Genomic DNA, 20,218 nt, shown 5'->3' on the forward strand with positions numbered 1-20,218 from the left:
GGGCACTATTTGACAACTAATACAGGTATCTTGGTTTTGTGCATTACATAATTTGATGTGCTTCCAAGAAATGCTTCTTTTGCACCACCCACACCTCTTGCACCAATTACAATCATGTCAAATTTGCCCTTTTGAGCGTATTTGACAATTTCAGAACCAGTGTGACCACCGCCTGTTTGATATTTGAATTTAGCACCAGCATTTTGTGCTTTCTTCATTGCAGGACCAATAGCTTTTACGGCTTTTTTTTGTGCATCATCTTTCATTTTTTGTGTATACTTTATTCCTGCTGTCAGAGGCAAATGAAATACATAGAATCCAGTAATTTCAGCACCACTGCCTTTCGCAATCTCGATTGCTCTATCCAAACCACGATTGGCATTTGCAGAACCATCAAGAGGGACAAGAATTTTTGAAAACTTTGCCATGTCTGACATCTGAATTCAACCAATATAAGAATAATTAGTATTTCCAAAGATGAAACTGGAAATTATAATCAGAATTGAAAATTATATCTGCAGTTTTTATACAAAAAATATTGTAAATTAAGAATGATAATTACTGAAATTTCAAACAAGCCAATCTCTATTATCAAAAATTCTACAATTTCAGATGCAATCAAAATGTTACTAAATACAAAGATCAGCAGATTAATTGTAAATGATGGTGGAAAACATATTGGCATAATTACTGAAAAAGACATAGGGCTGTTTTTGTTTTCAGAAACAACAAAGAGAGGGTTGGAAGAAATTCCCATTACAGACATTATGAATCCAATTGAATTTGTTAAACAAGATATTACACCAGAAGATGCTGCAAAGATAATGATTGAGAGAAAAGTTAGCTCATTAGCTATAGGTGAAAAGCAAGAAGTTAAAGCAATAATTACTAAAAGTGATCTTGTGAGATATTTTGCTGAAAAACCATCAGAAAAAAGTAAAGTTGTAGATTTTATGACTCATGATTATGAATATACACATACTGCTGCACCATTGTATAAAGTTGTAAGAAAAATGTTAGAAAAGAAAATTTCAAGAATTATAGTAAAAAATCAACAAGAAGAACCAGTAGGAGTTATTTCATTTAGAGATTTGTTTAGGATATCAATTGAGCTTGGCAGTGAAGATGATTTTTCGGGCACAAATTTTGACAATGTTAGACGTGGATTTCTCTCTACAGAAGGATTTGGGGATATTTCATTAGCTAGAGATGTAATGAGTAAGGGGCTAATCACTATCAAATTCAATGAAGATTTAGTAGAAGCATGTAATGTGTTATTAGAGAATAATGTAAGCGGTCTAGTTGTTCTTGATGGGAATAATAGTATTGCAGGGATAATTAGTAAAAGTGATGTAGCAAAGGCACTGTCATCATAACATGAAATGGCATTTTGATGATTTTGTTTATGGCTCTATTGATGGAGCAGTAACAACTTTTGCAATTGTTGCAGGAGTTGTAGGAGCTGGTTTATCACCTGGAATTATTTTGATTTTAGGATTTGCAAATCTTTTTGCAGACGGATTTTCAATGGCAGCTGCAAATTATCAGGCATCAAAAGCCAAAAATGAGTTTATCCAAATGAAACGAAAACAAGAAGAATGGGAAATTGACAATTTAGCAGAACAAGAAAGAGATGAAATCAGAGATATTTACAAGGAAAAAGGATTCAAAGATGAATTATTAGAAGAAGTTGTTAGGATCATTACATCCAGAAGAAAAGTTTGGGTGGATACTATGATGAAAGAAGAATTAGGATTAATTGAAGATGAAAAAAATCCTTTAGATAGTTCTTTTAGTACTTTTATTGGATTTAATCTAATTGGCTTAATTCCATTAATACCATTTATGATCTTCATAATGATTGGAGTTGAACCAAATTCGGAGGCATTTAGTTATTCTATAATTGCAGTAAGTGTAGCATTCCTTCTTGTAGGTATGATCAAAGGAAAAATTGTAAAAAAATCAAAAATTCGTTCAGGAATAAATACACTAATCATAGGAGGAGTAGCAGCATTTGTTGCATATTTTGTAGGATATGGATTAAATTTTCTAGTAAATTAGGAAAGCGTAAATGTCTGAACTAAAGCGACACATGGGACTTTTTCATCTCATCATGTATGGTGTTGGATTAATTCTTGGTGCAGGAATTTATGTATTAATTGGTGAAGCTGCAGGATTTGCTGGAAATTCAATGTGGATTTCTTTTTTGTTAGGTGCAATAGTTGCAATTTTTGCAGGGTTAAGTTATGCAGAGTTATCTGCACTATATCCAAAAGCTGCTGCAGAATACACATTTGTAAAAAATGCATTCAAGAATAATTTCTTTGGTTTTATTATAGGATGGTTAACAGCAATTACATCGATTATAGTTGCTGCAACTGTTTCATTAGGATTTGGAGGTTATCTTACTCAGTTTGTTGATTTACCAATTACGATTGGAGCAATATTTTTGATTATAGTTTTATCGATTGTAAATTTTATTGGGATAAAAGAATCTGCATGGGCAAATACTATTTTCGCATTAATCACTGCAGCAGGCTTAATTCTAATTATTGTTATTGGTTTTAGTGCAGAACCAGTTGAACCAATAGACTATTTAGAAGCACCAAATGGAATTACTGGGATAATTCTAGCATTTGTTTTGATTTTCTTTGCATTTATCGGATTTGAGGATATGGCAAATGTTGCTGAAGAAGTTAGAAGACCTCACAAAACAATTCCAAGAGCAATAATAATATCAATAGTCATCACGGGTATAATTTACGTTCTAGTTTCATTATCAGCAGTAAGAATTCTAAATTGGGAAGAATTGGCATTATCCTCTGCGCCATTGGCAGATGTAGCACATTCAGTTTTGGGTACAAATGGCAGTATTACCTTGTCATTAATTGCGCTATTTGCAACTGCAAGTACTGTTCTGATAACATTGGTTGCTGGTGCAAGAATTCTGTATGGAATGGCAAAAAGCAATTCATTGCCTCAATTTTTAGCCAGAGTTCATCCTAAGACAAATACACCATGGATTGCAGTTGTTGGAATTTTGATAGCATCAATTGGATTTGCCTTTGTTGGAGACATTGTAATTATAGCAAATATTGTAGTTTTTGCAGTAGTTATCACATTTGCAGCAATTAATTTGGCAGTAATTGTCTTGCGATATACAGAACCAGTATTGGAAAGACCATTTAGAGTCCCAGTCAATATTGGAAAATTTCCAATTTTACCATTGTTTGGATTCGGAACAACTATCTATATGGCATTACAATTTGATATTCAAGTTGTTTTTGTAGGGCTAGGCATTATGGGAATTGGAGTAGTTTTGTATTTGGTTTTAAAAAGAAGAAATTATTTTGTAGAGTCTAATTCTTTTTAGATTTTGTAAGTGCAACAACTGCAATTGCTATACCTATTAGTCCAACAGCTGTTCCTGCATAGCCCATATCCATTTGTTGTTTAGTCTCTTCTAAATCATTTACAGATTCTTTTAGTTCACCAATATCCTCAATTAATGCAGTATGTCCATCAATCATTTGTTGTATTGTAATATCAGATGGTTCAGGAAATTCAATGTATGCTCGTTCTTCAACTTTGGGAGGATGCATTGATAAACTAATTGGAGTATCTGTTATAGTTCCCAACACATTAGCCTGATAAAATCCAGATACAGTAGGATTAACAAATGCATAATATTTTCCAGGAATGTCATGGTCTGGTGAAAGTGGAAGCATTATGTTTTCATCTTTGAAAATTAATTGTATTTTTACTGTTTTTTTTAAACCTTCAATTCCGTTTTGAAATTCTTGAGATTCTGCACATTTTATGGGTTTTGAAATTTCAGGACATGGAATTAATGGACTAACATAGAATTCAATCGCATTTGTTTCTCCTGAAACAACTGGTTCATTCATCCATCCAATTTCTACTCTATATTCACCAACAGCATCTATAGTATGTCCATATACGATTCCAATTGAGCTTGGAATCAACAATAAAAGAAATAAAATTTCAAGTTTCATGCTAAAAAAACTAGATTTGATTTTAAAAATGTTATATTGTTTGAAATTAGTTATACTATGAATTTGTACCAATTATGCATCAGCATACATTGAAACTTCCCATGCTGTTGGGGTTTGAGCAAACGCAACATATTCTTTGTATTTTAATTCAGAATACACATCAAGAAAGTCTTTTGTGAACACTTCTTCAAGGAATTTTGAATCAGAGGATAAGGAATCAAGGGCACCTTTTAGCGATACAGGTAATGAACCAATTTTATATTCCCTTTTCTTTTCTGAAGAAAGTTTGTAAATATTTTCTTCAATTGGATCTCCAGGATCAATTTTATTTTTAATTCCGTCTAAACCCGCAAGTAATAATGCAGCTTCTAAGAGATAGATGTTTGCAGTAGGATCAGGGACTCTATATTCAATCCTCTTGCTTTTTTCTTGATTTCTATTATACATTGGAACTCTTATTGCAGCTGATCTGTTTCCCAATCCCCAGCAAACATTGACTGGTGCCTCAAATCCAGGAACCAAACGTTTGTAAGAATTTGTTGTAGGATTTGAAATTGCACATAACGCTGAGGCATGGCTCAAAATTCCTCCAATGTAATATCGTCCAGTCTGACTCATTTGTGCTTGTTCATCATCTTTATCATACATTACATTTGATTTATCATTCCATAAACTTTGGTGAGTATGCATTGCTGAAGCATTATCACCAAAAATTGGTTTTGGCATAAATGTTGCAACTTTGTTTTTTCGTTTAGCTTTGACTTTAACTAAATTTTTCACTCCAATTACATGATCAGCCATCTGGATCATTTCATCATATTCAAGATTAATTTCACATTGACCAGAAGTTGCAACTTCATGATGTTCTGCTTCTATTCTAATTCCAAAGAAATTATACAAGTCATCACATACATCCTTTCTAAACCCCTCAAGAGTATCCTTAGGTTGAGATGGATAATATCCTTCTTTCAGATTAATTGCAGTACTAACATTTCCTTTAGCCCAAGGTGATTCTTTAGATTCAATAGAGTAACCTGAACCACCATATGATTGAGTTGCAGCGTATGGAGATGGATAAACATTGATAGTGTCAAAAACAAAAAATTCTATTTCAGGTCCCCAATTTGTATGAGTGAATCCGAATTCTTTGAGTTTCTTTGTTGCTTTATGTGCAATTCCTCTTGAATCTCTGTTGTATCTTGAACTTTCATCAGTACTCCCATCATACAAATCACAGAAAATTCGAGCATTTCTCCTATTACCAGGATCATAATCAGGTGGAAGAATTTTAAATGAAGTTGGATCTGGCATTAAAATCATATCAGAATGATTTACAGCTTTGAATCCAACAATTGAGCTTGCATCCAATTTTTCAAGACCATTTACAAAACTATTTTCATCAATTGCATAGCTTGGCATACCAACGTTATGCAATTCACCAAAAATATCTACAAACCAAAAATCGAGAAATGATATTTTTTCAGCTTTTATGGTTTGGAGCACTTGTTCTGCGTTCAATTGATAATTTTAGAAAATCAATTTACTAATGTTATCATGTAAGATAGATTTGTCAAGATGGTCAGGTAAATTATGAAAATTAACTGCTTTTTGATGCCTTAATTGCATTTAATTCGTCTTCAAAGAAGAATTTATCACCAAATGCAGGCTTTAAATCATCTAACCAAATCGCATTTTCATCATATTTTGCAAAAAATGGTTTTTTGACCCAATCTGGGTTTCGTCCCTGCAAAAATCTCAAAACCAGTAATTTCTGGCCGTTAAATTCTGTAGTTCCAACGACCTGAACTTTTCCAGGAGTTGCTGACATACTAGGTCCGCGTACAGTTCTTGCCAACCCACTAACAGTAGAATATGCTTGGCCAAAGGTTTGATATGCTTTAACCAAAGGAACTCCAAAATAATGCTGAGCGCCTGTATCTCTTACAACAAACATGTAATATGGAATACATCCAAGTTGGACCTGTTTTGTCCACATTTTTGACCACATTTCTGCATCATCATTGATATGAGCTAAAAGTGGCGATTGAGTTCTAATTTGAGCGCCTGTTTGCCTTACTTCTTTGATTGCAGACTTTACGGCATCAGTTGATAGCTCGTTTAGATGGTTAAAGTGAGCCATAAATGCAAGATGTAATCCATTATCAGTGATCTTTCTAAAAACATCCAACATTTCTTGTGAATCTGAATCAGTCAAAAACTTGTATGGCCAATAAGAAAGTGCTTTTGTTCCAATTCTAATTGTTTTAAGATTAGGCAGTTTCGCTTCAATTAAAGCATCAACATATTTGGAGAACATTTTTGCTTTCATTATCATTGGATCACCACCGGTAAAGAGAACATCTGAAATTTCAGGATGTTCTGAAACATATTGAACAAGTTGTTCTCCTTCTTGCATTGCAAATTTCATTTCATCCATACCAACAAATTGAGGCCATCTAAAACAAAAACTACAATATGCATGACAAGTCTGACTTTGACTTGGAAAAAACAGACAAGTTTCCTTGTATTTGTGTTGCATGCCATACAATTTTGTTCCATCATTCAAAGTTGGGACATTTAGCTCCATTTGTCCTGCTGGATGAGGATTAAGTTGTAAACGAATTTCATTTGCAACATTTGCTATCTCTTTTTTATCAGAAGTATTTTTTAGAGTATTTTCCATTTTTGAGTAATGTTCAGGCTTTAGCATTCCTTTTTGAGGAAATGTCAAAACATACATCGGATCGGTTGGTATGTTATCCCAATTGATCAATTGTTCAACCACATAGTTATTTGCCTTAAATGGCAAAACATTTCCTACAACTTCCATCTCAAACTGTTTTTCTTCAGAAAGATTCTGAATTTGTGGAAGATCACGAAAATTTGATAATGTGTATGATTTGAGTGAAGGAGAATCATCCCAAACTGATTCTTGATAGGTCACTTAGTAATTAGCACGCTAACCCTTGTTAAAGGTTACAAATTTTTTACGCATAAAACTGTTCAAATTTAATAAAAAATTAGCAAAAATTTTAAAAAATATGAGAATATTCCTTAACATTTTATTCTAGACTATGAATGTGATTAGAATAGGGAATCATTTTGGCAGAAGAAGACATTTCACAAATTTCAGTAGGAGAATTTGAGACTGTTTCACAGCTTCTAGCATCTTCAGAATCACTCCAGTTGGCATTTATCATCATGATAGTTGGAATTATTGGAATTGCCATAGGATATAGAAAATTTTCATCTTGGGTAAGTTCACAAAAATTCTATTATCAGAGACCACATGTCTCAAGATTTCTTAGAAGAGCTGTTTTGCCTTTTTTTGCAATTGCTCTAATTACAACCATTAACATCTATACTCAGACAGGTATCTTACTAGAAGAGGATTTTAATGCAGTTAAAGATGGAGAAATGGCTCCTCAAAAAATATTTGCAAAAATTCTCAATACTTTCAACATACTTGTAATAGGATATACTGTTTCACATCTTATTCCAATAGCTCTTACTAAACGTGATAAATCAATTTTAGAGAGAGAAGACTTTGATGCTTGGTTTGAAATGCGTGGGTTTGTTGATGATAATGGTGATCTATTTCACAAGTTGTACAAATGGGTACCTCCAAAAATCACACCTGAAGATATTGAAGAAGATGAATTCAAAGAATTGTTAAAATCCAAAGAAGGAATGCAAAAATTAGAACAGTTCAGAACAACAAAAGGTAATCCCATTGGAGGATATGAAAAATTAGTGGAAGATCCATTTGAAGACTGGAAAAAATCAGAACGGGCAAAATATGAAAAATATTTTCAAAATTGTGTTTCAGGAAACAACCAATCCGGAAGAAAATTAACACCAGGTGCAAAACCAGAGGAAATTTATCCCATTGATGTTTGGCGAGAAGAAAAACGCACACATGGTTATGAACCAATTATTCCAAGTTCTCGTCCTCCAGGATATGCTGAAAAGAAAAGAGAGGGAATTCCAAAGTCTGCAAAACAAGTTCTACCGATAGGGATTTTTGCTGCTACCATTTTGGGAGTTATTGCATGGTGGGGAGTAGATTTGATAGTTCTTGCTACAGCAACTGGTGGTTTCTCAATTGGTTTAGGTTTAGCATTACAAGAAACGATGCAGAATTATTTTGCATATATCATGATTAGAAAAGACAAGATTGTAGTAGAAGGAGACAGAGTACAATTAGAGACAGGGTATAACGGATATGTACACAAAATAACTCCCAGAGTTACATACATTAGAGATGCATTACACGAATCAATTGCAATCATTCCAACAAGACAACTTGTTTCAGCACAGATTATCAATTATACAAAAGAAAACAAACTTGTTCCAGCAATAGTCAAAGTTGGTGTTTCATATCTTAACAACCCTCGTCAGGTTGCATCTATTTTAGTAAAAGTTGGAAAACGAGGTATGAAGGAGATTGTTGATGGTAAAGGAAGACATCTAGTAAGACAGAACAGATGTCCATATCTAGATGAAAATAAACCAAGTTGTGGTTGTGACAGAGATATTCATGTAGAAGTTGTTCAACCAGTAATTAGATTTAATGATTTTAATGATTCCTCACTTGACTTTTCAATGTGGCTGTATGTAAGAGATTACGGTGCACAATTCAAAACAAAAACTGATTTGAGGATGATAATGTATGAAGAGTTTAAGAGATACGACATCAGAATTCCATGGCCAATTAGAACCATCTATCAAGGTGATGAAAAGAAAGAATTTGAAGAAATCAGTAAAGGAGATCAGGATAGAAAAAGAGTGCTGGATGAATATGGTACGGGCGATATTGGACGTGGTGGCGGAGAAGACTAATCTCGTTTTCTCAAAACTTAAGAATCCCATCAATTCACATTTGCTTGTTGACAAAACTATCAGTAATTTGTGGAAAAGCTTCTGAAGATTTGGGTAAGAAATTAGCTAGAAAAGTTAAGGCAAATCTGGTAAGAGCAGATGTTAGGATTTTTCCTGATGGAGAAAGTAAGATCACATTAGATGGAGAGATATCAAAAAAAAAGTCAATTGTAATACAATCAACATACCCACCTGTTGATACGAATCTAATACAGATATTATCCATGATTTCAAAAGCTAAAGAAACATCATCTGAGGTAGTTACTGTAATTCCGTATATGGGATATGCAAGGCAAGATAGAGAATTTCTACCAGGCGAGATTGTTACAATGAAAGTTTTAGCAAAATTGTTCAAAGGAGCAGGCGCATCAGAAATAATTGCAGTAGACATTCACAGTTTAATTGGACTCAAATATTTTACAATAAAATCAAAAAATATTTCAGCAATTCCAGATCTTGTCAAGTTTTTTAAGAAATTGAGCCTGAAAAATCCATTAATTGTTTCACCAGATCAAGGTGGAAAAGGAAGGGCAAAAGAGTTTGCAAAAAAAATGGGAATAGAATACATCGCTCTAGAAAAAAACAGAGACAGGAAAACAGGCAAAGTAAAGATTAAAACAAAAAAAGTAGATGTTGTTGGAAGAGATCTAATTTTAGTAGACGATATGATAAGCACTGGTGGTAGCATAATTAATGCAACAAAATTTCTGAAAAAAGAAAAATGCAACAAAATATTTGTTGCATGCACTCATGCTCTTTTGATGAATAATGCTGAAAAGAAAATTAAAAAATCAGGAGTTACAAAAATTGTAAGTACAAATACAATTCCTGGTAAAACATCAATAGTTGATGTATCAGATACAATAGCAAAGGCAATAGTATAATGCCAGAAAGTTTTTTTGTATTATCCAAAGATCAGTTAAAAATTGCAGTGGATGAAATTATTGCTATATCAAAATCTTTTGATAGATTTTCCAAAGTTAAAGTTATTTCAAATTTAGTGATTATTCAATCAAAAACTAATTGGTATGAAATTTCAAAACGAGCATCATTTGTTAAAACATCAGGACAAATATTACGAAAAATGTCAGGATTGTTTCTTGATGAAGAGCATTTTGAAATATTAAAAAATGCAAAAACCTTTGTTTGTAGAATTATTAATCTATCATCAAATCAGTTTAACATACCAGAATTAGAAAATTCTATGGGTGATATGATATCAAAATTTTCTAATGCAAAAGTTAAGCTTGAAAATCCAGACATTACAGTATACCTAATTTTTACAGATAAAGAGAATTTTTTTGGATTCTCCAAAAAAATCGAAGATCAAAAAAGGCCAAAAAAAGTAATAACTCAACCACATGAGTTAGATTGGAAATTAACAAGAACAATGATTAATCTCATTGGATTAAAAGAAGGAGAAACAGTATGTGATCCTTTTTGTGGTACAGGTACAACACTCTTAGAAGCAGAATCAATGGGAATTCATGCAATTGGATTAGATTTTGATAAAAAAATGGTAGAAATTACGAAAAAAAATCTCAAAGAAAATGGCTATAAATCAAAAATAATTCATGCAGATTTTCAAGAGATCAAGAATTTATCTGACAAGTTTGATGGAATTGTTACTGATTTCCCATATGGAAAAACCTCAAAGACATCAGAAAAACCAGAAGAAATCATAAAGAAATTTGTTGCCATAATGCCAAAAAGAAAGAAAATGGCCATAATGTACAAAAAAGAATTGGGAGACAATCTAAAACTAAAAGGATCAAAAAAATATCAAATCTATAGGCATAAAAGCTTGACAAGGACAATTTTGATAAAATGAAGCTTGTATTTCTAGGAACATCAGCTGCTCAGCCCACTGAAAACAGGGGTTTATCATGCATTTGCCTTGAGAGAGAAGGAGAAATTCTTATGTTTGATGCAGGAGAATCTGCCCAAATCTCCTACATGAAATCAAAATTAGGATGGAATAAAAAAATGAAAATTTTTGTTACTCATCTTCACGGAGATCATTGTGTAGGAATTTTAGGGTTGCTGCAAACAATGTCTATGCAAAATAGAACAGAAACATTAGAGATTTTTGGACCAAGTGGAATTGAGGAATTTATTGCTGCAAATATCAAAATTTTAAATTTTGGATTATCATTTCCTATTTTAATTAACACAATTAAAGATGAAAAAATTTTTGAAAATGAAAAATTTACAATACGAACATGTAAGGCTAATCACTCAATTGTTGCATTTTCATATTTGTTTGAAGAAAAAGACAAACCAGGAAGATTCAATGTTGAGAAAGCTAAGGAATTAGGAATACCAGAAGGGGAGTTATGGAATAAACTACAAAATGGAAATGAGGTTACAATTAATGAAAAAATAATAAAACCTGAACAGGTTCTAGGAGAAAAACGTCCAGGTATAAAAATAGGAATTTCAGGTGATACAATGCCTACAAAAGAATTAGAAGAATTTTTTGAGGAATGTGACTATCTTGTATTTGATTCTACATTTCTTGATGAAGAAAAACAAAAGGCTCAAGATACATGTCATTCAACTGCAAAACAGGCTGCAACACTAGGAAAAAATGCCAAGGTTAAGAATTTAATCTTGACACATTTTTCAGCTAGATACAAAGATGAGTCTAATCATTTGAGAGAAGCAAAAGAAATTCATGATTCAGTGATTACTGCAAGAGATCTTTTAGAAATAGAAATTAAATGAAATGTTTGAGTCAATAAAAGACCAAATTAAGAATGTAAAGAAAATTGTTTTTGTTACAGGTGCTGGCATTTCACAAGAAAGCGGAATTCCTACATTTAGGGGCAAAGATGGTCTATGGAGAAACTATGATGCGATGAAATTAGCTACAATTGATGCATTTTATGAGAATCCAAGATTAGTTTGGGAATGGTATAACGAACGAAGAAAAAATATTTTTTCAGCACATCCAAATAATGGACATAAAGCAATTGCAGAACTGGAAAAATTAAGAGATGTTGTAGTTTTAACGCAAAATATTGATGGATTACATCAGAAAGCTGGTAGTAGCAAAGTTCTAGAATTACATGGAAGTATTGTAAAAATAAAATGCACTGTTTGTGATTTTATAGATGAGATGATGACAGATTTTTCTGAAAGTCCTCCTTTATGTAAATGTGGAAATATTTTAAGGCCAGATGTTGTTTGGTTTGGAGAAGCCCTACCACAAGATGTTTGGCAAAAGGCAATAATTCATGCAAATCAATGTGATTTGATGATAATTGCAGGTACATCTCTTGCAGTATCCCCTGCTAATACATTACCAATGTATGCAAAACAAAATAATGCATTGTTAATAGAAATTAATCCAGAAAATACTGAAATGTCATCAGAAATGGATCTGATCATAAGAAACACCAGTGCAAACATACTACCAGAATTTATTTCACTGTTTAAAGAAAATTAGATCATTTAAGTGAGAATATTCCATTAATTTGTGAATCTGAAGAATCTCCAGGATTAAACACAGACGATGTAACAGTACCATAATCTTCATGCTCTACCACCATATCTACGTAATATGGAATACCAGATATGTCATGTACAGTTGTTTCAAAATTTGAAGTAAAGAATGTTCCAGAAAAAATCTCTTTTTCGTTAGTTCTAATTATGACATCAACGCTTTGGGTTTTTTCACTTGAGTCAGAATATTGAAGAAGAATTTCATCATTTGATTTGTGTGTAGTGGATAATGACAATGTTTCATGAATTAATGGAGACTGATTATTTGGAATGATTGTTTCAGATTGAGAAGACTGTGTAGTTTCAGGTTCAGAATTATCTGAAAAAATATTTTTTATGGATTCAATAGGATTAAGATTTAAAATTTCTTCACTAATAATTTTTTGAGAAGATTCTTTAGTTTCGATTATTTCATTAGTAATTTTATCTCCAGTCTCACTAATTTCTTTTGTTACAGCATTATTTGTAGAATCAACAATTTTATCAACAGATTGATCAATCCGTTTTTCAACAGAATCAGATGCTTGAGTGCCAAAATTTGAGACGTCATTCTTTATAGAATCAACGACAGCTGCAGATGTTGATGGAAATATAGTGTAAATCTCATTTGAGAATATCATCCCACCTAGAACAACTATTCCTATAATTATGCCTAATTTTATGAACATCCGTTAATAATTCAAAAAAATGGATTTTAGATTCATACTGAAAAAAATAGTCAAAAATGATTGAATTTTCTTAGCTAATTTACATCTCATACACAAACCAATCAATAATTTCATCAATTTTTGACGAAGTAAGTACTACTTTGATTGGTCCAAGAGGAGATTCTTCAGATTCATCACAAATGACTATTTTTTCTACAAATGCAGCTTGTTTATTTAGATAAAACCAAGTTGAATCATTTTTTAGATTTTTTTGTAGATTTCGCCTATAGGTTTTTTGAAATTGTTTTGAATGAACTGCTTCATATATTTTTTCTAGAGAGGTCAAATCTTTGGATTCTGCTGAAATTGAAAAATTTTCAATTTTGATTGCAGAGTATGGAAAAATGTTTGATATTGATTTTTGTGTTTTTTCTGGATCTTCTGAAGGATTTATTGCACAAAACATCTCAATTTTACAATTTAGATTTGGAATTTTCATTCTACCCACCTTTGGATAATTTCATATGCTGATTCTATTAGTTCGTCTTTTGTCAATCCGATATTAGATATTGCATAATCAGATAATGCAATTGAGTTGCTAATTCCAACACCTAATTCACGATTATCTCTTTCTTCAAAATGTTCTTTGGTTTGAGGATCATCAGATCTTCCTCTCTTTTGCAAGAAATCAAATCTAGTGTCAGTTGATGCATGAATAGCTAATAATTTTACATTTCCAATTTTTCTTAAAACCTCAATTTCATCATTTGAGCGAACACCGTCAATCAAAATTACATTAGAAGTGGATGATTCAATTTGGGGTTTTATCAATTCAGCTACTGCGCCAGGTCCATTTTTTTCTCTAAGTTCAAGCATTAACTTTCCAAGATTTGATCTTGATGGTTCCAAGTTTCTTTTTTTGGCCTCATCTCTTACAGCATTTCCCATATTGATAATATCATAGCCTTTAGGTTTTAGTCCTTCAGCAATAGTAGATTTTCCAGCACCTGGCATGCCTGTTAAACACACAATCAGTTTTGTCATTGCATATCAAAAACTAAACTCGTCTATGAAGCTACCGGAAATTATTATAAAGATACGTCAAAGAAAGTTGTAATGCGAACTTTTGTTGCAATTGAAATTTCAAATAATGATGTAAAAAATTTTATAAAAAATTTTCAAAGTAATTTGAAAATTAATGCAAAACCAATAGATCCAGAACAATTACATTTTACACTACAATTTTTGGGTGAAATTTCAGAAGAAACGGGGCAAAGAGTGATTGAAGCACTACAAACTATCATGTTTTCTGAATTTACTATAAACTTGAAAGGCGTAGGAGCATTTCCTAAACCTAAATTTCCACGAGTGGTTTGGATCGGAACAGATGAAAAAGGAGGAAGAGATCTGATTGAGTTGGCAAAAAAAGTAGAAAACGTGTTAAAACCATTAGGATTGGTTTCAGACAAACCATTCAAGCCACACATTACAATATTTAGGATTAAAAAGAAGATCGGAGATATAACAAAAGAATTGAATGAAAGAAAACATATGGATTTTGGAATGCAGAAAGTTTTCAGTATAAAATTAAAAAAAAGTGAACTTACATCTAGTGGACCAATCTATTCCGATTTAGAGGAGGTAATTGCAGTAAAATGAAGAAAATCATTTCCAATGTGATGAAGAATGTCATCCCTACAAAAACAGTAGAAAAATCAAAAAAAGAAATTGCAGACTCAGCATTAGAATTGGTTAAAAAAGAAATTGAAAAGTTCCCTGAAATCATTGGATTAGAGTTTGGTGGTTCATTTGCTAAAGGCACATGGCTATCAAAAGATGCTGATGTAGATATTTTTGTAAGATTCAAAAAGTCTACATCAGAAGAGAAGTTTGAAAGAATTTCAAAAAAAATTGGTTTTGATTCATTGAAAAAATTTTCTCCATATGTAAGATATTCTGAACATCCATATGTTGAGGCTAAAATGAAGGATACTAAGATCAATGTAGTACCATTTTATGATGTTAAAGTTGGAGAATGGAAAAGTGCTGCAGATAGATCACCGTTTCATACAAAATTCATGTTAAAATCATTAACACCAAAAATGAGAAACGAGGTTAGAGTTTTGAAAACATTTCTAAAAGCAAATAGAATTTATGGTGCAGAAATTGCAAAGCAAGGTTTTAGTGGATATGTTTCAGAAGTGTTGGTTTTACATTTTGGAAGTTTTGAGAATATTATAAAATCAATTTCTAAAATTGAAGAAAATTCAATCATAGGAAAAACTTCAAAGAAATTTGATACCTCTTTGATAATAGTTGATCCAATAGATACCAATAGGAACTTAGCTGCAGCAATTTCTAATGAGAATATTGGGAAATTCGTTCTTGTCTGTAGAGCCTTTAAAGAAAATCCCAAATTAGAATTTTTTAAAAATAAAAAATTAAAAATATCAAAAAAATATTGGGAAAATTTGCTATCAATAAAATTCAGTTTTAAAATCAGGAGTCCAGATATAATTTGGGGGCAGATAAAAAGGGCCACCTCATCATTGAGTACACAGTTAGAATTGGCAGGTTTTACAGTTATACGAAGTAAAGCTTACACAGACCAACAAAAAGAAGCATATCTCTTTTTCTTTTTAGAATCGGCAAAAATTTCCGATATTCATGTAAAAAATGGGCCTGATTTTTTCAGGGAAGGTAGTTCCAAGAGCTTTATTTCTAAAAATCTTTCAAATACAGAATTAGTATGGGTAGGTAAAAATAAAAAAATAATCTCTCTAGGAAACAGGCAGTACACAAATGCTGATAAATTCATGACTAAATTTTTAAAAAATAATCTTCAAACAGGCATACCAAAAGGCCTTCAAAATGACTTTAAACGTGGTTTCAAAGTGGGTGTTGGAGAAAAAGGATTAAGCAAATCAATTAAAGAGGTTGCAAGTGAGTTGATCTCAACAGATGGCATATTCCTTCATTTCAATTAAGAAATTTGGAAAAGAGCCATACTCAACAATTCTTGGGTATCCAAAGGCAACATCACGTCAGATAAAATCTCGAATTAATGAATTAGAAAAATTAAAAATTAAATCGATTTCATTAATTGGTCCGACAACATTGGGAAAGTTGGAGATTCTTGGAAAAGGATACGCAGGTGTAGTTGTTCTTGCAAAAAAAGGAAGAAAAGAAATTGCGTTAAAAATTAGAAGAACAGATTCTCAAAGAAAAGAAATGAAAAATGAAGCAGAATTATTGAAATTTGCAAATTCTGTAAATGTTGGACCAAAAATGTTTGATGTAAGTAAGAATTTTTTGATAATGGAATACATAGAAGGGAATAAAATTATTGATTGGATAAATTCGTTAAAAGGAGTAGGTAGTGCAAAAAAATTAAAATCAACAATAAGAAAAATTCTTGAAGATTGTTTTAATTTAGATCAAATCGGTTTTGATCATGGTGAATTAAGTAATATCTCAAAACATGTCATTGTTGGAAAAACAAAATCTACTCTGATTGATTTTGAGAGCTCTAGTGTTAAAAGAAGACCATCAAACGTAACATCAGTTACTCAGGCAATCTTTATTGGTTCAGGAATTGCAAAAAAAGTGCAGAAAATTTACAAAAATCCACCTAAAGAAAAGATTATTGATGCTCTAAAGCAGTATAAACAAGAAAAGTCTCCTGAAAATTTTGAAAATCTCTTGAAAATTTTGAAATTGTAATGGGACCGGCAGGATTTGAACCTGCGACCACTAGTCCCCCAGACTAGTATCATACCAAGCTAGACGACGATCCCTTGTCACAGAGGCATAAAATGAAATTATTAAATCGTCGTATTAACAAATAAAAATTGTGAAAATTTGTAATATTTGTCACAAGATTTCTGCTACCGGTGAAGATCATACAGATTGTGTTCAAAAAAGGAATATAGAGTTAGAGGCTGAGGATTTTAAAAACAGCATTGCTGAAAAACTAAATCTTTCTAAAAATGATCAAGATTTGGGTGTTGAGATGAGAGCTGTTTTAGAACATCTGGCAAGAGAGAAAGAAAATCCTGATTGATTAAAACCATCTCGAGAGTCTTTCTTTTTCAAATTCTAGTTTGTTTGAAAGATTTTTTGAAGTTTGTGCAGAAATACTGGTGGAAGGCTTTGGTTGTGAAAACATATCTACTTCAATAACCGAAGCTGTATCTCTCCCCGATTCAATAAAACAGCCTCCTTTTCCATCAAATAATTCAGATTCTTCTTTTGACTGAAGTATTGAGACAATATTTTTGGCAACAGTTATTCCCTCACCTTCTGCAAATATTCCGGCTTTTGGTACTGCCATGTTTTCTGTAACTACTAAACTGGTTACATCACCTATTGCAAATACATTTTCAAAAGGAGTTTTGCAGTCCCTATCTATTGGAATAAATCCAGGTTCTTTAGCCAATCCAGAATCATAAATTACTTTTGGAGCAATATGAGGTGGAACAGCTAAAAGCAAATCAAATTCAGCTTCACTATTTTCAAAAATCAATTTGTTTGATTCAACTGATTTTATTTTAGATGAATTATGAAAAACAATTTTTTCAGAATTTACTAGTTTAAGAATTTCTTTACTAACTTCAGGACCAGCAGCAGGCAATGTAATTGGAGCTGGGCTGTAAAAGTCAATTTGAACAGAATCACGGACTCTACGTTTTCTAAGCATAGAATCTATCAATAAACTAGCCTCAAATGGTGCTGGAGGGCACTTATATGGCATTCCCATTATAGAAATAGCAATTTTTCCAGAATCAATATTTTGAAGTCTATTATGAATTTCTGAAAGTTGATTATGATCATACAAATTGAATCCGTTTTCTGTTAATCCGGGAATTTTTTGTGGAGCTAAAACGGCACCTAATGAGATTACAAGAAAATTATACGGTATGTTTTGTTGTTTGGTCTGAATGTTTTTGTTTTGAATGTCAATTGATAGAATTTCATCTTGTATGAAGTTTATTTCTTTTTTTTCTAATTCACGCAAATGTCCAATAGAATTTTCAAATGTTCGTGTTCCATTAATTATCCATAGTTTAGCAAACCCTACCATAAACCAGTCTTTTTTATCAATTATGGTAATTTTTACTTGTGATGAAGATAATGAATTCCTAATTTCATTTGCAGTAGAAAGTCCACCAAAACCCCCTCCTAAAATAACAACGTATGGAATATCTGTCAAGTTAACGTTCTTGGGTTGTAGGTCTTATCAAAATTTCATTAACATTAACGTAAGAGGGAGAATCTACTGCAAATAAAATGGCATTTGCTATATCCTCAGATTGTAATGCTTCCATTTTTTTTGCATTCTCAACAAATCCTTTTAATGATTCGTCAGTAATTGTATTGTTAAGTTCTGTATCTACAACTCCAGGTTCAATACTTGTTACTCTAATGTTTGAACGAACGCTAAATTCTTGTCTTAGTCCCTCACTAAATGCTGCAACTGCATGTTTTGTTGCACAGTATACACTACCAGCTGGAAAGACAATTCTTCCTGCTACTGATGAAAGATTAACAATATGACCCGATTTTTTTTCTTTCATGTGAGTGATTACGGACGCAGTGGAATACAACACTCCTTTGATGTTCACATCAACCATTTTGTCCCATTCGTCTACCTTAAGATTTTTGAAGAAGCTCAAAGGCATTAGTCCCGCATTATTTACTAGAATATCAATAGAATTCCATTTATCTAAAACAGCTTTTGCAAAATTATCACATTCTGATTTTTGTGTGACATCTAGTTTTTGATAAAAAACTTCTCCTCCGTTTTCAGTTATTGTTTTTGCAAGTTGTTCTAATCGATCGACTCTTCTGGCACCAAGAGCAACTTTAGCACCTGCTTTTGATAATGCTAGAACAGTTGCAAAACCAATACCACTACTAGCTCCAGTTATTATTGCTACTTTGCCTTTAATCAATTAACTAAATTGAATTTTAACATCGTAAAAATGTTTAGACAATGGAAAATTTAGTAAAATACTGGCAACTTTATTAGAAGAAAAATAGTAAATGAAATTGTGAAATCTGAAAAATGTGCATATTGTGGGGATTTAACAGACTTACCATTTCAATGTAATTACTGCAAGGATCCATTTTGTTCAGAGCACAGACTTCCTGAGGAACATAGATGTGTTAAACTAAGTCAAATTAGAGCAAAACGATTTGGTGAGAAAAAAGTTATCAGAGATGGTGGAAGAGATAGACCAAATATTTTTAGAAGGATTTTTGGACGATTTTAATCAATAAGGACTTTTTTCAGGAGATATTTTTGCACGTCTTCCTTGATAAATTAGCGCAATAGCAAGCGCAAACATTACCAATGCAGTTAATGGGAAATTTTGAGGTGCAGGCAAAATAAACCAGTAATAAACTCCAAAACCAATAGATACGGCAGCTTGTGTCCATAACTTTATCCATTTAGGAGCTTTTATTGCTCTACTAATACCCTCAACAATAAAAATTCCAATTACAGGATAAATTGTATAAAAAAGAAAATCAATTACATCAACACCAGTATGAGACATCTAATTAGAAAACAACTTAGGTATAATTTCTATCTAATCTTCTAAGCGAACTTTTGTTGCAGCATTTTTGGCAATTAGTGCCTGAGCATTCTCATATGGGATAGTAGCAATATCCTCAGCTTTGAAGGGACCGTATTTTTCAAGATCAGCTCCTACAATTTCACCTATCTCCTGTAGAAATCTTACTGCAATTCTCTTTGTTTTGTGATTTTGAGACAAGGACTCAAGGAATTTTGATTTTCCATTAATTGTTGCTGAAAAGATCATTTCTTTTCTATCTTTTTTCTCCTCTTGTGAATCTAGAATGAATTTTTCTTCATCAAGAAGAAAGCTAATTTCCAAATCTTTTAATTTTGAAATTTTTTCCAGTCTAATATTTATCAACAAAGATGTAAGTTCTGTAGCCATTTCTATCATAGCTTCTTTGATTTTACTTTCAACACCATCAAACTCCTGTTTTTTCAAATTTCCTATAAAATCAGATAAATTTCTGTAAAAGTTTGGATTAATTTCTAATAAAGAATCATCTTCAATTTCTCGCAATACTATATGGTGAAGATAATTGATATCAATTTGATTTGTTTCAGACATTTCTTACCTAATCCTT

The 20,218-nt window shown here is 32.0% G+C and carries 24 protein-coding genes and 1 tRNA gene; 13 read left to right on the forward strand and 12 right to left on the reverse strand.

Annotated elements, in window-relative coordinates; genetic code table 11:
- Positions 1–5: 5 nt before the first annotated feature.
- The gene (locus NKOR_RS09335) at positions 6–428 is read right to left on the reverse strand and encodes a universal stress protein (protein WP_026089917.1); all 423 of its coding nucleotides are present in this window, start codon (positions 426–428) and stop codon (positions 6–8) included.
- Positions 429–551: 123 nt separating this feature from the next.
- Between NKOR_RS09335 and NKOR_RS09340 the strand changes: the two genes are divergently transcribed.
- From NKOR_RS09340 to NKOR_RS09350, 3 genes are read left to right on the forward strand one after another with little or no spacing between them, the layout of a single operon-like run.
- A complete protein-coding gene (locus NKOR_RS09340; protein WP_014964105.1) occupies positions 552–1,376 on the forward strand; it encodes a CBS domain-containing protein in 825 nt (274 codons plus the stop codon).
- A 1-nt stretch (position 1,377) separates the two neighbouring features.
- Positions 1,378–2,061, forward strand: coding sequence for a VIT1/CCC1 transporter family protein (locus tag NKOR_RS09345; RefSeq protein WP_014964106.1), 684 nt, complete (start codon positions 1,378–1,380; stop codon positions 2,059–2,061).
- 10 nt (positions 2,062–2,071) lie between these two features.
- On the forward strand, positions 2,072–3,373 hold the full coding sequence (locus NKOR_RS09350; RefSeq protein ID WP_014964107.1) for an APC family permease: 1,302 nt from the start codon (positions 2,072–2,074) through the stop codon (positions 3,371–3,373).
- Here the strand turns inward: NKOR_RS09350 and NKOR_RS09355 are convergent.
- From NKOR_RS09355 to NKOR_RS09365, 3 genes are all read right to left on the reverse strand, one after another.
- Positions 3,360–4,016 (reverse strand): hypothetical protein, encoded by a 657-nt coding sequence (locus tag NKOR_RS09355; protein WP_014964108.1) that lies wholly within the window; start codon positions 4,014–4,016, stop codon positions 3,360–3,362. The genes NKOR_RS09350 and NKOR_RS09355 overlap by 14 nt on opposite strands.
- A gap of 72 nt (positions 4,017–4,088) precedes the next feature.
- Complete coding sequence (gene glnA / locus NKOR_RS09360) at positions 4,089–5,534, reverse strand: type I glutamate--ammonia ligase (protein WP_014964109.1); 1,446 nt, start codon at positions 5,532–5,534, stop codon at positions 4,089–4,091.
- Between the two features lie 79 nt (positions 5,535–5,613).
- Entirely contained in the window at positions 5,614–6,960 is a 1,347-nt protein-coding gene (locus NKOR_RS09365; RefSeq protein WP_014964110.1) for a KamA family radical SAM protein, read from the reverse strand.
- 158 nt (positions 6,961–7,118) lie between these two features.
- Between NKOR_RS09365 and NKOR_RS09370 the strand changes: the two genes are divergently transcribed.
- Genes NKOR_RS09370 through NKOR_RS09390 form a run of 5 tightly spaced genes read left to right on the forward strand, consistent with a single transcriptional unit; the run spans position 7,119 to position 12,348 of the window.
- Positions 7,119–8,858, forward strand: coding sequence for a mechanosensitive ion channel family protein (locus NKOR_RS09370; RefSeq protein WP_014964111.1), 1,740 nt, complete (start codon positions 7,119–7,121; stop codon positions 8,856–8,858).
- 47 nt (positions 8,859–8,905) lie between these two features.
- Positions 8,906–9,781, forward strand: coding sequence for a ribose-phosphate diphosphokinase (locus NKOR_RS09375; protein WP_014964112.1), 876 nt, complete (start codon positions 8,906–8,908; stop codon positions 9,779–9,781).
- Complete coding sequence (locus tag NKOR_RS09380) at positions 9,781–10,728, forward strand: TRM11 family SAM-dependent methyltransferase (RefSeq protein WP_014964113.1); 948 nt, start codon at positions 9,781–9,783, stop codon at positions 10,726–10,728. Before NKOR_RS09375 ends, NKOR_RS09380 begins: the two co-directional genes overlap by 1 nt.
- Positions 10,725–11,624 carry a ribonuclease Z gene (rnz, locus tag NKOR_RS09385; RefSeq protein ID WP_014964114.1) on the forward strand — a complete coding sequence of 300 codons (900 nt, stop codon included), beginning with the start codon at positions 10,725–10,727 and terminating at the stop codon, positions 11,622–11,624. Before NKOR_RS09380 ends, rnz begins: the two co-directional genes overlap by 4 nt.
- A 1-nt stretch (position 11,625) precedes the next feature.
- Positions 11,626–12,348 carry an SIR2 family NAD-dependent protein deacylase gene (locus NKOR_RS09390; protein ID WP_014964115.1) on the forward strand — a complete coding sequence of 241 codons (723 nt, stop codon included), beginning with the start codon at positions 11,626–11,628 and terminating at the stop codon, positions 12,346–12,348.
- Position 12,349: 1 nt separating this feature from the next.
- Here the strand turns inward: NKOR_RS09390 and NKOR_RS09395 are convergent, their stop codons facing one another.
- The 3 genes from NKOR_RS09395 to NKOR_RS09405 all read right to left on the reverse strand — a co-directional run bounded on the left by NKOR_RS09395 (position 12,350) and on the right by NKOR_RS09405 (position 14,095).
- The gene (locus tag NKOR_RS09395) at positions 12,350–13,072 is read right to left on the reverse strand and encodes a hypothetical protein (RefSeq protein WP_014964116.1); all 723 of its coding nucleotides are present in this window, start codon (positions 13,070–13,072) and stop codon (positions 12,350–12,352) included.
- A 79-nt stretch (positions 13,073–13,151) separates the two neighbouring features.
- Positions 13,152–13,550 carry an RNA-binding domain-containing protein gene (locus NKOR_RS09400; RefSeq protein ID WP_014964117.1) on the reverse strand — a complete coding sequence of 133 codons (399 nt, stop codon included), beginning with the start codon at positions 13,548–13,550 and terminating at the stop codon, positions 13,152–13,154.
- Positions 13,547–14,095, reverse strand: a complete 549-nt coding sequence (locus NKOR_RS09405) for an AAA family ATPase (RefSeq protein WP_014964118.1) — start codon at positions 14,093–14,095, stop codon at positions 13,547–13,549. The genes NKOR_RS09400 and NKOR_RS09405 overlap by 4 nt, the downstream gene beginning before the upstream one ends.
- A 72-nt stretch (positions 14,096–14,167) precedes the next feature.
- On the opposite strand from NKOR_RS09405, the gene thpR reads away from it, so the two are divergent.
- The 3 genes from thpR to NKOR_RS09420 are packed head-to-tail and all read left to right on the forward strand — an operon-like array spanning position 14,168 to position 16,774.
- Positions 14,168–14,710: an RNA 2',3'-cyclic phosphodiesterase gene (gene thpR / locus NKOR_RS09410; protein WP_014964119.1), complete on the forward strand. Its 543-nt coding sequence runs from the start codon at positions 14,168–14,170 to the stop codon at positions 14,708–14,710.
- A complete protein-coding gene (gene cca / locus NKOR_RS09415; protein ID WP_014964120.1) occupies positions 14,707–16,038 on the forward strand; it encodes a CCA tRNA nucleotidyltransferase in 1,332 nt (443 codons plus the stop codon). Before thpR ends, cca begins: the two co-directional genes overlap by 4 nt.
- Entirely contained in the window at positions 16,013–16,774 is a 762-nt protein-coding gene (locus NKOR_RS09420) for an RIO1 family regulatory kinase/ATPase domain-containing protein (protein ID WP_014964121.1), read from the forward strand. Before cca ends, NKOR_RS09420 begins: the two co-directional genes overlap by 26 nt.
- Here the strand turns inward: NKOR_RS09420 and NKOR_RS09425 are convergent.
- Positions 16,775–16,848: transfer RNA gene (locus NKOR_RS09425), tRNA-Pro, on the reverse strand.
- A 56-nt stretch (positions 16,849–16,904) separates the two neighbouring features.
- Between NKOR_RS09425 and NKOR_RS09430 the strand changes: the two genes are divergently transcribed.
- Complete coding sequence (locus tag NKOR_RS09430) at positions 16,905–17,114, forward strand: hypothetical protein (RefSeq protein ID WP_014964122.1); 210 nt, start codon at positions 16,905–16,907, stop codon at positions 17,112–17,114.
- On the opposite strand, the gene NKOR_RS09435 is transcribed toward NKOR_RS09430, so the two are convergent.
- A complete protein-coding gene (locus tag NKOR_RS09435) occupies positions 17,115–18,263 on the reverse strand; it encodes an NAD(P)/FAD-dependent oxidoreductase (RefSeq protein WP_014964123.1) in 1,149 nt (382 codons plus the stop codon).
- A 1-nt stretch (position 18,264) separates the two neighbouring features.
- Positions 18,265–19,005 (reverse strand): SDR family oxidoreductase, encoded by a 741-nt coding sequence (locus NKOR_RS09440; protein ID WP_014964124.1) that lies wholly within the window; start codon positions 19,003–19,005, stop codon positions 18,265–18,267.
- 99 nt (positions 19,006–19,104) lie between these two features.
- Here NKOR_RS09440 and NKOR_RS09445 point away from each other — a divergent pair, with 99 nt between their 5' ends.
- Positions 19,105–19,326, forward strand: coding sequence for an AN1-type zinc finger domain-containing protein (locus tag NKOR_RS09445; RefSeq protein WP_012216169.1), 222 nt, complete (start codon positions 19,105–19,107; stop codon positions 19,324–19,326).
- Here NKOR_RS09445 and NKOR_RS09450 read toward each other — a convergent pair whose 3' ends face one another.
- Both NKOR_RS09450 and NKOR_RS09455 read right to left on the reverse strand, forming a co-directional pair.
- Positions 19,327–19,611 (reverse strand): hypothetical protein, encoded by a 285-nt coding sequence (locus tag NKOR_RS09450; protein WP_014964125.1) that lies wholly within the window; start codon positions 19,609–19,611, stop codon positions 19,327–19,329.
- Between the two features lie 33 nt (positions 19,612–19,644).
- Positions 19,645–20,202 (reverse strand): DNA replication complex subunit Gins51, encoded by a 558-nt coding sequence (locus NKOR_RS09455; RefSeq protein WP_014964126.1) that lies wholly within the window; start codon positions 20,200–20,202, stop codon positions 19,645–19,647.
- Positions 20,203–20,218: the final 16 nt, after the last annotated feature.

This window comes from Candidatus Nitrosopumilus koreensis AR1 (genome assembly GCF_000299365.1).
Taxonomy (GTDB): Archaea; Thermoproteota; Nitrososphaeria; order Nitrososphaerales; family Nitrosopumilaceae; genus Nitrosopumilus; species Nitrosopumilus koreensis.

Bases quoted from the DNA above. Each gene is read 5' to 3' on its own strand.
- NKOR_RS09335 (WP_026089917.1), bottom strand. From the start codon at position 428: ATGGCAAAGTTTTCAAAAATTCTTGTCCCTCTTGATGGTTCTGCAAAT.
- NKOR_RS09340 (WP_014964105.1), top strand. From the start codon at position 552: ATGATAATTACTGAAATTTCAAACAAGCCAATCTCTATTATCAAAAAT.
- NKOR_RS09345 (WP_014964106.1), top strand. From the start codon at position 1,378: ATGAAATGGCATTTTGATGATTTTGTTTATGGCTCTATTGATGGAGCA.
- NKOR_RS09350 (WP_014964107.1), top strand. From the start codon at position 2,072: ATGTCTGAACTAAAGCGACACATGGGACTTTTTCATCTCATCATGTAT.
- NKOR_RS09355 (WP_014964108.1), bottom strand. From the start codon at position 4,016: ATGAAACTTGAAATTTTATTTCTTTTATTGTTGATTCCAAGCTCAATT.
- NKOR_RS09380 (WP_014964113.1), top strand. From the start codon at position 9,781: ATGCCAGAAAGTTTTTTTGTATTATCCAAAGATCAGTTAAAAATTGCA.
- rnz (WP_014964114.1), top strand. From the start codon at position 10,725: ATGAAGCTTGTATTTCTAGGAACATCAGCTGCTCAGCCCACTGAAAAC.
- NKOR_RS09390 (WP_014964115.1), top strand. From the start codon at position 11,626: ATGTTTGAGTCAATAAAAGACCAAATTAAGAATGTAAAGAAAATTGTT.
- NKOR_RS09395 (WP_014964116.1), bottom strand. From the start codon at position 13,072: ATGTTCATAAAATTAGGCATAATTATAGGAATAGTTGTTCTAGGTGGG.
- NKOR_RS09400 (WP_014964117.1), bottom strand. From the start codon at position 13,550: ATGAAAATTCCAAATCTAAATTGTAAAATTGAGATGTTTTGTGCAATA.
- NKOR_RS09405 (WP_014964118.1), bottom strand. From the start codon at position 14,095: ATGACAAAACTGATTGTGTGTTTAACAGGCATGCCAGGTGCTGGAAAA.
- thpR (WP_014964119.1), top strand. From the start codon at position 14,168: ATGCGAACTTTTGTTGCAATTGAAATTTCAAATAATGATGTAAAAAAT.
- cca (WP_014964120.1), top strand. From the start codon at position 14,707: ATGAAGAAAATCATTTCCAATGTGATGAAGAATGTCATCCCTACAAAA.
- NKOR_RS09420 (WP_014964121.1), top strand. From the start codon at position 16,013: ATGGCATATTCCTTCATTTCAATTAAGAAATTTGGAAAAGAGCCATAC.
- NKOR_RS09450 (WP_014964125.1), bottom strand. From the start codon at position 19,611: ATGTCTCATACTGGTGTTGATGTAATTGATTTTCTTTTTTATACAATT.
- NKOR_RS09455 (WP_014964126.1), bottom strand. From the start codon at position 20,202: ATGTCTGAAACAAATCAAATTGATATCAATTATCTTCACCATATAGTA.